Consider the following 12,894-nt stretch of genomic DNA (forward strand, 5'->3'; position numbering starts at 1 on the left):
ACACGGACCGGGCCGACACGCACCGCACGCCCGGCCGGGAGGCACGGCACACCCCGCGGCGCGGGTCCGGTCGCCCGGTCTTCCGCGCCTCCCGGGGAAGGACTGGCCTACGGGTACACCGTGACCGGTGTCGACACGGCAGCACCCGGTCGGAGCGGGAAGCCGGCGATCCCCGCGTCGCCCTGGTAGGTGATGCCTGCCGTGAGTCCGGCTGCGCCGCGGATGGTGATCGGGCGACTCGTCGGGAACGAGGTGCTCGCGGTGGACCCGGCCGGCACCGTCACGGTGACGGTCCTCGGACTCGAGTCCGAACCCGCACCCGCGCCTGCACCGGCGACCAGCCGCACCGTGGCGTTCGAGGTCGTCGGGTTCACCAGGGTCATCGTCGCGTCGGGCCCGTCGACGACGTCGACGAGCGTCGGACCGGTGAGCGTCGGGGCGGACGCGAACCACCCGAGGTCGGCCCGGCCGTCCGAGGTAGGGGTGCTCGTGCGTGCGGCAGCGACGACCGGCACGGTGGACGAGACCGAGATCGAGTACACGCCGTCCGGGAAGTCGTCGAGGGGCACGTCGGTGACGACGCCACCGTCGGCGTTCGCGGTCACGGTCGTGCCGGCCCCGTCGGCAGTGGTGATCGCGAGGGTCAGGTCCGCGGCGCTCGATCCCGGGACGAACACCCGGACGATCGGCGCCGCGTCGGCGGTGTCGGACCCGGACTGCGCACCCTGCGCGTCCTGCAGCACGACACCGGGGATCGTCTGGCTCCGCGACGGCTCGGCCGAACCCTCGACGATGTCGACCCCGCCCGGGGTGAGGGTCCGGACGACGCTCTCCTGCATCGTCGCGACGATCTGCCCTCCGGACGAGGTGACGTGCACGACCGGCGAGGTCTGGTCGGACACGAACCCGGCGAGCGGGACGACCTTCTGCGTGTTCGGGGCCACGACGATGCCGGTGGTGCCCGGCGCGGACGCGGTGCCGCTCCCCGTGAAGACGTCGAGGTCGACGGTGGCGTTCACGTCCGTCGGGTTGGAGAGCGTGATGAGACTCGTGCGGCCCGTCTCGGTCGACCCGCCGACGAGCCACGTGGACGTCGCCGGGTCGTCGCAGGACGCCGCGGCGAGTCCGGCGAGGTCGCCGCGCTCGATGTCCTGGATCCCGCTGCCCGCGACGGTCGGGGTCCGGTCACGGGCCTTCGCGGTCAGCACCGTGGGGTCGCTGCCGCCGTTCGAGGAGGCCTGGAGCGCGCCCCGCTCGACGTCCCCGGTGGACGACGCCGCGGCGACGGTCTGACGCCCGACGCGCGTCGCGGTGGTGGCGTCCGCGCCGGTCTCGTCGGAGAGCTGGAGGACGCTGCCGGCGCACACCCGTTCGGCGTCGGCGGGGACCGGCGTGACCGTCCGCCCGGCGGGCCGTTCCGCGATCCGCGGCACGGAGCCGGTGAGCGCCGGAGCATCGACCAGGTGCGCGGCGCCGATCGTCCCCACGGCGACGACGAGCGCGACGACGGTCGCGGCGCCGCGGACCGCCCAGCGCGCGCCGCTCCTCGGGGCCGCCGTCGGACGGGTGGTGCTGCTCATTCGTCGCGCTCCTCGTCGAAGGTGGTGGCGGGTTCGTCGGCCTCGAGCACGTTCGAGACCGCGCGGCGCCGACGCGGAGCCGTGGGGATCGCGAGCAGCGCAGTCGCGCCGAACACGATGCCGAGCACGAGGAGCACGAGCACGTGCGTGGTCTCGACGGTCGCGGACCCGGTGCTCGGACGGTCGACGCGGCCCTCGTAGTGCCAGAGCGTGCCGTTCGTGGTGTCGCCGATGCTCGTGAAGAGGGCGTTCTGGCCGATCGACCCGGCGGCACGCGTGTGCAGTGCCCTGGCGGCCGCGGTGCCGCCGGTGCCGTCCGCGCCGGCGGTGCCGGCAGTGCCGTCCGTGCCGGCGGTACCGTCCGCGCTGGCCGCGCTGGCCGACACGTCGGATGCGGCGGCGCCGTCGTCGGCGTTCGCCGCGCTCCCGCTCCCGCCGGCGTCGCCCAAGAGGATGAAGCTCACGCCGAGCTCGCGGAGGTCCGGTCGCGGGTCGAAGCCGCTGCGGCTCGCGAGGTTCGCCGCCAGGGTCGTCAGACGTCGGCCGGCCGGCGACAGGGCGAGGGCGGTGGCGTCGAGCGTGGACTGGTCGTCGAGCGTCGACCCCTGGCCGCGTTCGAGCGAGACCCCGAGGGTGCCGTCGTCGAGCGGCGAGATGACGAGCGTGCCGACGTCGGGGTTCGCCTGCGCCTCGGCGTTGACGTACGCCGACAGGACCCGTCCCGTCGTCGGCGCGATCGAGGCCGTGCCGAGGAACACCCCGGCGAGGACCGGTGCGACGGCGAGGCCGACGAAGCCCGCGGCGACGACCCCGAGCCCCGGCGCCAGACGCGGCAGCGTGTCGAGCCCGACGGCGGTGGCGAGCACGAGGGCGAACCAGTACACGGTGAGCGCGGACCCCGGCCAGATGATCGTCGTCGTCGACCCCACACCGGTCAGCGCGACGTGGGTCGCGGCGAACGCGGACACGTACCCGGCGAACGCGAAGCCGAGTGCCACCGCGGCGAGGTGCCAGCGGTGCCCGAGCAGCGCCCCGATCGCGGTCGCCCCGATCGGCAGGGCGAGCACGGCGAACACGATCGGCAGGGCCGCTACGACGCCGCCGAGGCCCGCGACGCCATGCAGGGAGGTCAGCCACCCGTTCCAGTCGGGCAGCGGTGACCCGACCGCGAGCTGCAGCGCGGAGGGTGCGCGGGTCGCGGACGGAACACCGGGGTCGGCGAGGATCGCCAGTGGCGTGCCGCGGTCGATCTGCGCCCACACCAGCGGCGCGAACAGCACGATCGCCGGCAGCGGGATCGCGATGCGGCGATGCGCGTGCCGCCACCCCGCGGCGAGCGCGACGAGCCAGCCGAGGACCATCAGCGGGATGAGCGACGGAGCGCCCGCGACGATGACCGCGAAGAGCAGCGCTGCGCCGGCGGATGACGCCCAGGAGCGGTGCGCCGCGAGGATCGTCAGGAAGAACCACGGCAGGAGCACGTGCGCGAGCACCGCGCCGAGGTGCCCGCTCATCACACCGCTCACCAGGGGCGGAGCCAGCGTGTAGAGGGACGCCCCGACCACGGGGACCCAGACGCGCGTCGTGACCCGGCGGACCGCGAACCAGGACCCGAGGGCGGCGAGCGGGAACGACACCAGGACGAGCAGCACGATCGACCACGACGGCGACCAGGCGGTGATCGAGCCGAGCACCGCGAGGACCGCCGCGAACGGGTCCGACGGACCGGCGAACCCGGTGCCGAGCGTGTGCCAGCCGTAGCCCACGTTCTGCCAGAGCCGGCCGACCGTGTCGCTGACCGGCAGGAGCCCGCCCCCCGTGAGCGCCGGACTGCCGATCACCGACCCGAGCATCACGGCGCTGACGACCACGGCGGCGAGCACCACCCAGAGCCCGCCGTCGCCGAGGAACGACGCGCGGGGGACGGCAGCGTCCTCCACGTGCGCGATCTCGACGTCGCGTGAGGTGATCCGTCGTTCCAGGACACGTCGCCAGCTCACCCGGAGCGGCTCGATCGCCGTCCAGCCGACGCGTCGGTTCCGGGCGAGCGCACGACGGGCCGTCGCGGCGCCACCGCCGAACGCGACCGCGAACGCAGCGGCGAGTTCGCCGCCGACGGCACCCGGGTGCTTCGCCACGAGGTGCCCGATCGAGCGTCCGACGGCGAACGGGACGAGGCTCAGCCAGTGCAGCCAGAGGAGACCCGCCGGCGCGTACGTCATCCGCCGGTGCAACTGCGCCTGACGGTGGAACCGAACGCGGCGGGACTCGTGCAGGGCCCGTCGTCCGAAGTCCTCGGGCGGTCCTGCGGTGATCACCCGGGACTCGGGGACGAGCGAGACGCGGTGTCCGGCGAGCCGGGCGCGGACGCAGAAGTCGAGCGATGCGTCGACGTGCGGCAGCGCGGGGTCGAAGCCGCCGAGTGCGGTCCACACCGTGCGGCGGACGATCATCCCCGCGGCCGCGACCGCGAGCACGTCGGTGTGGTTGTCGTGCTGGCCCTGGTCGAGCTCGTCGGCCACGAGCGTCATCGAGCGACCGAAGCGGGTCATGCTCTCGCCGAACGCCTCGATCTTGGCCGGCTGGTCGGCCGCCATCAACTTCGGCCCGGCGACGGCGACCGACGGCGCGATCTCGACGGCGCCGAGGAGCTCGGCGAGGGCCGTCGGAGCAGGGGCGTTGTCGTGTCCGACGAGCCACAGCCACTCGTCGACCTGCTCGTCGGCGTCCGCCTGCGGGGCGAGCCGCTCGCCGTGCGACACGGCCTCGCCGAACGGACGTCCCGACGGGATCCGACTGACCTGCGCCGCGCCGCCGAACGACAGCGCGTTCGTCGATCCGTCCGTGGACCCGACGTCGACGACGACGAGGTTCTCCGGCGGTCTGGTCTGCGCCGCGAGCGCCTCGAGGGTCCGATCGAGGAAGCCGGCGCCGTTGGCGCAGACGAGGATCGCGGTGACCCGGGGCTGGAGAGATGAGCTCGGCTGCATGACGGGCGTCACTCTACGAGGCGGCCGCCGATGCGGTCGGGAGGCACGGGGCGCGTCGGCAACCTGTGGCCGTCCTGTCCGGTGGCTGGGTCCCAGCGCCTCCGTCGGACCTCGGGGACTACGCCCGCTTGCGCAGCTTCCGGCGCTCCCGCTCGCTCATGCCGCCCCAGATGCCGAAGCGCTCGTCGTTCTCGAGCGCGTACTCGAGGCACTGCGCCCGGACGTCGCACGAGGAGCAGATCTTCTTGGCCTCGCGCGTCGAGCCGCCCTTCTCGGGGAAGAAGGCCTCGGGGTCGGTCTGCGCGCACAACGAGTCGACCTGCCATGACAGCGGGTTGTCGCCGTCGTCCTCGGTCGCCCTGCGGACACCCGGGACGCCGAGGTCGACGGGGTCGACGTGCCAGTCGTCCGGGACGCCCGGCCGGAATTCGGAAGCGTTCACCTGATCACCCCTTGCTGCACCGTGGACCGGCACCGTGCTGAACGTCGTATCTCGAACGTCGCGACGCGTGTCGCTGGACTAATTACACAGGTGTGATTCACGGAGGTCAAGTCGGCGCATCATAAAAGGGTCGACCCGTTCTCGAAGGTCATGTCCCCCGTTTTGGCGTGTCGCGCTGCGCCCCGCGGATCGTGTATGGGTGCTCCGGCGACCCCGGCCCGGCGTGTCCGAGCGAACCTCGGGCGTGTCCGACGCGACCCCCTCGTCGTCCCCCGCGGAGCCCTCGGCCGAGGACGCACGAACCGGGGGTGCGGTCTGCAGCCCACCCCGGATCGCTGCGTTCTCGGTCGGCTCCCGGCGCGCTCGGTCGGCTCCTGGCGCGCTCAGTCGGCGGAGCGCCGGGCGTTCCAGGCGCTCGTCACCATCTCGTCGAGGGTGTGCCGCATCGCCCATTCGAGGTCGCGCGCGGCGAGCTCGCCGGTCGCGACGATCCGTGCCGGGTCACCCGGACGCCGCGCCGTGACCTCCGGTGTGAAGTCGATCCCCGTCCCGGTCGCCATCGCGGTCATGATCTCCCGCACCGAGACGCCGTCGCCGCTGCCGAGGTTGTAGGCCCGTTCGACGGGTTCGTCCGCCTCGAGCCGCCGCGCGGCGACCGCGTGCGAGTGTGCGAGGTCGGCGACGTGCACGTAGTCGCGCACGCAGGTGCCGTCCGGCGTCGGGTAGTCGTCGCCGTTGATCTTCGGGGTCCGACCGGCGAGCAACGCGTCGAAGACGAGCGGGAACAGGTTGTGGGGGCTCGCGTCGTACAGGTCCGGTTCCCCGGAGCCGACCACGTTGAAGTACCGGAGACTCGTGGTCCGGAAGTCCCGCGCGACCTCCATGTCGCGGAGCAGCCACTCGCCGACGAGCTTGGACTCGCCGTACGGGGACTCCGGGTTCTTCGGCGTGCTCTCGACGACGGTCTCGACGTCCGGCGTCCCGTACACGGCGGCACTCGACGAGAACACGACCTTCGTGACGTCGTGCTCCGCCATCACGCCGAGCAGCGTCGCCATGCCCGTGACGTTCTGCGCGTAGGTGTGCAGTGGCCGCTGCACCGAGACCCCCGCGTACTTGAAGCCGGCGACGTGCACCACGCCGGTGACGTCGTGCTCGTCGAATGCCCTCGTGAGGAGCTCGCGGTCGAGGATCGAGGCCTCGACGAACGGGGTGTGCTCGGGGACGAACGCCCGGAACCCGCTCGACAGGTCGTCGACCGCGACGACCGACATCCCCGCCCGTTCGAGCGCTCTGACGACGTGCGATCCGATGTACCCGGCCGCGCCGGTGACCAACCAACTCATGGCCGCCACGCTACCGGCATCCGGACGGGAGGGGCGGTCCGAGCCCGCACCGCGCCTCCCGTCCGGCGCCGCGTCCGCGCTACGCGCTCGTCGCGATGAAGACCGTCGCCGTGGCGCCGAGCGCCGCGTCGGACTCGACCACGACGTCGCCCTCGTCGGGGGTGACGTAGCAGGACTCGCCACGGCGCAGCATGGTGGCGGAGTGCGCGCCGACGAGGGTCGCGGCACCCTCGGTGCAGATCGCGATCGAGGGTCCGGCGAGCGGTGCGACCCCACCGGTGCCGAACCCCATCGGCTCACCGGCGCTCGAGATGCGGAGGAGCGCGAACCCGACCCCGGCCGGCGCGAACCGGTCGACCCCGGCGGCGAGCTCGTCCGGCACCAGGTACGGCTCCGGGTGGGCGCTGAAGTCGAGCACGTCGAGCAGCTCGGGGACGTCGATGTGCTTCGCGGTCAGCCCGCCGCGCATCACGTTGTCGGACGGCGCCATCAGCTCGATGCCGAGACCCTCGAGGTACGCGTGGATGTTCCCCGCGGGCAGGAACAGGCATTCGCCCTGCGCGAGCGACACGCGGTGCATGAGGAGCGACAGGACGATGCCGGGGTCGCCGGGCGCGCTCGCAGCGAGGTCGACGACCGTCCGGACGTTCGGCGTCGGGTCCTCGACGGCGCCGGCGAGCTCCGACGCCGCAGCGATGACCGCGCGCGCCGCGTCGTCCGGCTCGATGAGCCAGCGGAAGGTGTCCTCCAGCCCGGCGGCGAGGTGCGCGACGAGCGGCCCGAGTCGGCCTGTCCCGGCGTCGATCGTCGCGACGTCCGCCACGGCGTCGGCCGCGGGACGGAAGCCGCTGAGCGCCTCGAACCGCTCGCTGATCGCGACGATCAACTCGGGCTTCGGGAACGGGTCCTTGAAGTTCCGTTCGGGGGCGTCGAGCGGGACCCCGGCAGCGTTCTCGCGCTCGAACCCGGCGCGGGCCTGCTCGGCGGTGGGGTGCGCCTGGAGCGAGAGCGGAGCGGCAGCGGCGAGCACCTTGAGCAGGAACGGCAGGTCGTGCGCGGTGTCGCTGCCGAGTGCTTCGCGCGGCTCGGCGTCGATCCAGTCCAGCAACGTGTCGGCCCCGCCGACCATCGCGGGGTTCACCACGACGCTCGGGCTGCCGGGATGCGCACCCAGCCACAGCTCCGCCTGCGGGCGACCGGTGACGGTCCGGCCGAGCAGTTCGGGGATCGCGGTGACGGACCCCCAGGCGTAGTCGCGAGGGGTGTTGGTGATGCCGAGGAACATGCTCAGACCCTACTGTCCGCGCCTGACGCCCCGGTACGGCCCGGTATGGTGCTCTCCGTGACGAACACATGGCCGCTGGCACGCCGTCGTGTCCCCGAGCGCGAGGCCTTCGCCTTCGCGGCCACCCTGCTGTTCATCGTGTTCGCGGGCGACGGCGTCTCGAACCTCCTCAGCTACTACGGCTGGGCGGTCGTCTGCGCGGCGGCGGGCGCCTGGGGCGTCTCGATCCTCGTCCGGGCCAGGCCGTCGTTCCGGCGGACGCCGCCCGGTCTCTGGATCCTGCTCGGGTGGTGCCTGCTGTCCGTCGCGTGGTCGCACTGGCGGATCGCGACGATCTCGAGCCTCCTGGCGCAGGTGCTCTGCACCCTGGTGGCCTTCGTCGTCGCCTCGACCCTGTCGTGGCGCCGGATCGTCGACGCGCTGAGCCTCGCGCTCCGCTGGGTGCTGTCGCTGTCGCTCGTGTTCGAGTTCGTCGTCGCGGTCGTCGTCCGGCACCCGGTGTACCCGGTGTGGACGCACTACGGCGACCGCAAGGTGCCCGACGCCTTCGCCTTCTCGCGCGCGGAGCTGTTCACCGGCGGGCGGATCCAGGGACTGCCGGGGAACGCCAACCTGCTCGCGATGGTCGCGCTCCTCGCCGCGATCGCCGTCGGGATCCAGCTCGCCGAGGACCGGATGAAGCGCGTCCGGGCCACCGGGTGGCTCGTCGTCGCGGCGGCGGTGTTCCTGCTGACCCGGTCCTCCACGGTGATCGTCGCCGCCGTCGTCGTCGCGGTGGTGCTGTTCGCCGCCGTCGCGGTCCGGCGGGTGCCGACCGGACGACGTGCGCCGTGGTACCTGGGGGGGCTCACAGCGGTCCTCCTGGTCGGTGGGCTCGTCGCGGTCGCGTCCCGACCGATCACGGCGCTGCTCGGCCGGAACGCGACACTCACCGGGCGCAGCGACATCTGGTCCGACGTCTGGAACGAGCTCGTCGTGCACCACCCGGTCCTCGGATGGGGCTGGATCGGGTACTGGTGGCCGGCGATCTCCCCCCTGAACCACGTGCACGTCCAGAACGGTGTGACGTACCTGCAGGCCCACAACGCCTACCTCGACATGTGGATGCAGATCGGGGCGATCGGCCTGGTCCTGTTCCTGGTGTACGTCATCGGTGCGGTGGTCCGATCGTGGTGGAACGCCACCGCCATCAGTCGCGGTCCCGATCTCGAACCGAAGCCGTTCGACCCGGTCTCGCTCGCCGCGCTCCTGCTCGTGACCGCGCTCCTCGTGCAGTCGTTCGCGGAGTCACGACTGCTCTACGAAGGCAACTGGATCCTCTTCGCGATCCTCGCGATCAAGACCCGGTCCGTGCTCGTCGGCGAGGAACCCGTCTCGACCGGCGACGGCCCGCGGACGCCGGTCGCACGGCGCGAGTTCCGGCGTGGCGCCGCAGATGGTCGAGCGACCCGGGAGCGGGCACCGCGGGAACCAGCACGGCGGGAGTCTTCGCGCCGACTTTAGGACGCGATATTCCGTACACGACATTGCAGTAGGCTGCCGTCGTGCCCGCATCGACCGTCGCCGCCGACCGATCACGGACGTTCGGTCGCCGTGTCGCACGGCGCGGTGACGCGACCGGGCGCACCGCACGCCGGCGGAACACCGCCCACCGGAACACGGCCCACCGGGACACGGCCCACCGGGACACCATCCGCCGCGAGTGGCTCCGCGCGATCGTCGGCTCCCTGACGCTCTGGGCGATCTCCCGGGCGCTCGTCACGGCCATCGCGATGACGACCCTGCAGCGCACCCGCGGCGCAGCGCTCGGCGGTCGACCGTTCACCGCCCTCCTCGCGCAGTGGGACAGCGAGCACTTCGCGACCATCGCGGCGGACGGCTACTTCCCCGCCGCCGCCGACGACCCGGGGCTCCCCGCGTTCTTCCCGGGGTACCCGCTCCTCGCCCGTGGGACCGCCGTGCTGCTCGCGCCGCTCGGGACCGACGCGGCACTCCCCCGCGCGCTGGCGCTCGTCGCGGCCCTCGGCGCCGTCGTCGCGGGCGCGTTCGTCTGGCGCGTCGCGAGCACCCGGACCGGCGAGCGCGCCGGCCTCGCCGCGACCGCCCTCCTCTTCTTCGGCCCGTACGCGCTGTTCCTGCACGCGTCGTACTCCGAGTCGACGTTCCTCGCGTTCGCCACCGCCGCCTGGTGGGCGGGGACCCGTGAGCGGTGGCTCCTCGCCGGCGTGCTCTGCGCCGCCGCCGGCGCCACCCGGGTGAACGGCCTGTTCCTGCTCGCGGCGCTCGTCGTCATGTCCGTGGTGTCCCGACGACGCGAGCGACGCGGTCTGCTCGGCCCGGGCCTCCCGGCCGTCCTGGTGGGAGCCTGCGGGACGGCGACGTACCTCGTGTTCCTCTGGGTACGGACCGGCCGGCCGGACGCCTGGTCGCATGCCCAGGCGGTCGGCTGGGGCCGGACCCTCTCCTGGCCGTGGGACGCACTGCGGACGTCGGTCTTCCTGACGCACGCGCACCCGAACGTGTCCGCACGGATCCAGGCCGTGTTCGACATCGGGTTCGCCGCGTTGGTCGTCGTGGTGCTCGCGTGGTTCGTCGCGCGTCGGTCGTGGCCGGAGGCGGTCCTCGTCGGACTGACCGCGGCGTCGCTCATGACGAGCGTGTCGTTCGTCTCGCTCGGCCGGAACATGCTGACGCTGTTCCCGGTGCCGATCGCGCTGGGACGCGGGGCCGCGCGCGGCGACGGCGTCGGGGGGCTCGTCGGACCGGTCCTGTGGGTCGGGACGCTGGTCGTCGGGGTGGCGTTGCTGACGTTCCAGACGCACCAGTTCGCGCTCGGACTCTGGGCGGGCTGAGCCCAGCCCGACGGCCGACACCGACCCGGTACGCTGGTCGGCAGCTCGCAACCGTCTGTCGCCGGCACAGGCAGGAAGGCCTCCGTGACCCCGACCCCGACCCGGGTGCGTCCCCGACTGCACCCGATCGAGACCGTCGCGATGGTGGTCGTCTCCCTCGCCCTCACCGTCGTCAGCTACCTGCACAAGACCACGTGCACGACCGGCGTCGTCGACGGCAAGGGCTCGAGCGTCGGCGTCACGCTGCAGGACCTCACACAACGGGCCTGCTACTCCGACGTCCTGTCCCTGTGGGGTGGGAGGCGGCTCGTCGGTCACCTCCTGCCGTACGTGCACGGCAGCTACACGGCGGACCCGCCGGCGGTGCACGGCGGGACGGTCGAGTACCCGACGCTGACCGGCCTCGTCGTCTGGCTGACCGCGCTCCCGGTGCGCACCGACTCCGGGTTCCTGTTCGTGACGATGCTCGTGTTCCTGCCGATCGTCGCGACCACGACCGTGCTGCTCGCCCGGACGGCGGGCCACCGCGCGTGGATCTGGGCCGCGACGCCCCCGCTCGCGATCTACGCGCTCTACAACTGGGACGTCCTCCCGGTGCTCGCGACGACCGGCGGACTGGCGCTCGTCCTGGTCGGACCGCGCCGATGGTCGCCCCGGACACGGGTCCTGCTCGCCGCAGCCGCCTTCGGCATCGGTGGGGCGCTGAAGCTCTACCCGGTCATGTTCGTCCTGCCACTCGCACTGGCGGTGCTCGCCGCGACGCCGACGCTGCCGCTCGGGCAGCGGCTCCTCCGGGCGCTCGCGCCGGTGGGCGTCGCGGTCGGCGTCCTCGCCGTCGCCAACGTGCCGTTCGTGCTCGTGAACGCGGCCGGCTGGTTCTCGGTGTTCCGGTTCCAGGCCGCCCGGGTCATCGACGCCTCGACGCTGTCCGTCTGGTACTGGGGGTTCCGCCCCTGGTCGGACGACACGTCCGCGCACACGCAGGCGGTGATGCGGAACGCGTCGACCGTCGCCACCGCCCTCGCCATCGCGGCCGTCGTCGTCGTCAGCCTGGTGCTCGCCCGACGCCGCGGACACGTCCCGTGGGTGCAGACGGCTGCGGCGCTGCTCTGCGTGTACATGGCCTTCAACAAGGTGGACTCGCTGCAGTACACGCTCTGGCTGCTCCCGTTCTTCGTCGTGCTGCGGGTGCGCATCGGGTGGGTCGTGGCCTACCTCGTCGCCGACCTCGCGGCGTTCGTCGGCTGGTACCGGTGGATCTACTACGGGACGCTCGGACACGCGAGCGGGACCACGTGGGCGGACCAGGCGTTGGCGATCGGCGTGTGGGGTCGGTTCGGGCTGCTGCTCGCCCTGGTGTTCGCGTTCTTCGCCTCCGAGGTCGCGCGACGGACGCCCGGCACGGTGGACGCGGTCGGCGGGAACGACCCGGACGCGATCGGCCCGTCCGCGATCGGCCCGGACGCGAGCGACGCGGACGGGAACGATCCGGACGCGATCGGCCCGGACGCGTCCGTCAGCTCCGTCGCCCGCCACCGAGACGTCGCGCGATCCCCCACTGCGTGACGCGGAGCATCGCCTCGAGCACGATCGCCCGCGACATCTTCGACGTCCCGAGCACGCGGTCGCGGAACTCGATCGGCCGCTCGACGATGGTGCCCCCGGCGTCGTGGACGCGGAGGGTCATGTCGACCTGGAAGCAGTAGCCCTTCGAGTCGATCGAGTCGAGGTCCATCCGGGCGATCGTGTCGGCCCGGTAGACGCGGTAGCCGGCCGTGATGTCGGCGACGTCGAGGCGGAGCATCCGCTTCGCGTACCAGTTGCCGCCGCGGCTCAGGAGCTCGCGGCTCCGCGGCCAGTCGACGACCGACCCACCGTCGACCCACCGGGAACCGATCGCGAGGGCGACGGGTGCGTCGGCGGGCGCGTCCGCGACGGCGTCGATGAGACCCGGGAGCGCGTCCGCCGGGTGGGAGCCGTCGGCGTCCATCTCGATGAGGAACCCGTACCCCCGCTCGATCCCCCAGCGGAACCCGGCGACGTACGCCGTGCCGAGGCCGAGCTTGCCCGTGCGACGGAGGAGGTGCACGCGGTCGTCGGTCGCCGCGATCGACGCCACGATGTCCGCGGTGCCGTCCGGACTGCCGTCGTCCACGACGAGGAGGTGCGCGTCCGCGACGGTGGAGAGCACCACGTCGACCACGGCACGGATGTTCTCCGCCTCGTCGTACGTGGGGACGATGACGAGCGGTCGGGGTCGTTGAGCGGGCATGCGCGAAGTGAACTCCGGAGTCGGAACAGAGACGATCGAGCCTATCCCGTCCCTGCCCCGGCCCAGCTCGGAGCCGCCCCGGCCCAGCTCGGAGCCGCCCCGGCCCAGCTCGGAGCCCGGTCCGGAG

At 72.9% G+C, this 12,894-nt stretch carries 9 protein-coding genes; 3 read left to right on the forward strand and 6 right to left on the reverse strand.

Annotated elements, in window-relative coordinates:
• Positions 1 to 107: 107 nt before the first annotated feature.
• The 5 genes from ACO0E0_RS13225 to manA form a co-directional block, all read right to left on the reverse strand.
• A complete protein-coding gene (locus tag ACO0E0_RS13225) occupies positions 108 to 1,580 on the reverse strand; it encodes a DUF5719 family protein (protein ID WP_422871901.1) in 1,473 nt (490 codons plus the stop codon).
• Positions 1,577 to 4,570: a glycosyltransferase gene (locus ACO0E0_RS13230; protein WP_422871902.1), complete on the reverse strand. Its 2,994-nt coding sequence runs from the start codon at positions 4,568 to 4,570 to the stop codon at positions 1,577 to 1,579. Before ACO0E0_RS13230 ends, ACO0E0_RS13225 begins: the two co-directional genes overlap by 4 nt.
• A gap of 118 nt (positions 4,571 to 4,688) precedes the next feature.
• On the reverse strand, positions 4,689 to 5,012 hold the full coding sequence (locus ACO0E0_RS13235) for a WhiB family transcriptional regulator (RefSeq protein WP_422871903.1): 324 nt from the start codon (positions 5,010 to 5,012) through the stop codon (positions 4,689 to 4,691).
• A gap of 383 nt (positions 5,013 to 5,395) precedes the next feature.
• Positions 5,396 to 6,358, reverse strand: a complete 963-nt coding sequence (galE, locus tag ACO0E0_RS13240; protein WP_422871904.1) for a UDP-glucose 4-epimerase GalE — start codon at positions 6,356 to 6,358, stop codon at positions 5,396 to 5,398.
• A gap of 79 nt (positions 6,359 to 6,437) precedes the next feature.
• Complete coding sequence (manA, locus tag ACO0E0_RS13245; protein WP_422871905.1) at positions 6,438 to 7,643, reverse strand: mannose-6-phosphate isomerase, class I; 1,206 nt, start codon at positions 7,641 to 7,643, stop codon at positions 6,438 to 6,440.
• A 57-nt stretch (positions 7,644 to 7,700) separates the two neighbouring features.
• Between manA and ACO0E0_RS13250 the strand changes: the two genes are divergently transcribed.
• The 3 genes from ACO0E0_RS13250 to ACO0E0_RS13260 all read left to right on the forward strand — a co-directional run bounded on the left by ACO0E0_RS13250 (position 7,701) and on the right by ACO0E0_RS13260 (position 12,061).
• The gene (locus tag ACO0E0_RS13250) at positions 7,701 to 9,146 is read left to right on the forward strand and encodes an O-antigen ligase family protein (RefSeq protein ID WP_422871906.1); all 1,446 of its coding nucleotides are present in this window, start codon (positions 7,701 to 7,703) and stop codon (positions 9,144 to 9,146) included.
• A gap of 41 nt (positions 9,147 to 9,187) precedes the next feature.
• Positions 9,188 to 10,495 carry a mannosyltransferase family protein gene (locus ACO0E0_RS13255; protein WP_422871907.1) on the forward strand — a complete coding sequence of 436 codons (1,308 nt, stop codon included), beginning with the start codon at positions 9,188 to 9,190 and terminating at the stop codon, positions 10,493 to 10,495.
• Between the two features lie 84 nt (positions 10,496 to 10,579).
• Positions 10,580 to 12,061: a hypothetical protein gene (locus tag ACO0E0_RS13260; RefSeq protein WP_422871908.1), complete on the forward strand. Its 1,482-nt coding sequence runs from the start codon at positions 10,580 to 10,582 to the stop codon at positions 12,059 to 12,061.
• Here ACO0E0_RS13260 and ACO0E0_RS13265 read toward each other — a convergent pair.
• Positions 12,012 to 12,767: a polyprenol monophosphomannose synthase gene (locus ACO0E0_RS13265; protein WP_422871909.1), complete on the reverse strand. Its 756-nt coding sequence runs from the start codon at positions 12,765 to 12,767 to the stop codon at positions 12,012 to 12,014. The two genes, ACO0E0_RS13260 and ACO0E0_RS13265, sit on opposite strands and share 50 nt — an antisense overlap.
• Positions 12,768 to 12,894 lie beyond the last annotated feature (127 nt).

Origin of the sequence: Curtobacterium phyllosphaerae, from assembly GCF_049341865.1 — a bacterium.
GTDB lineage: Bacteria > Actinomycetota > Actinomycetes > Actinomycetales > Microbacteriaceae > Curtobacterium > Curtobacterium phyllosphaerae.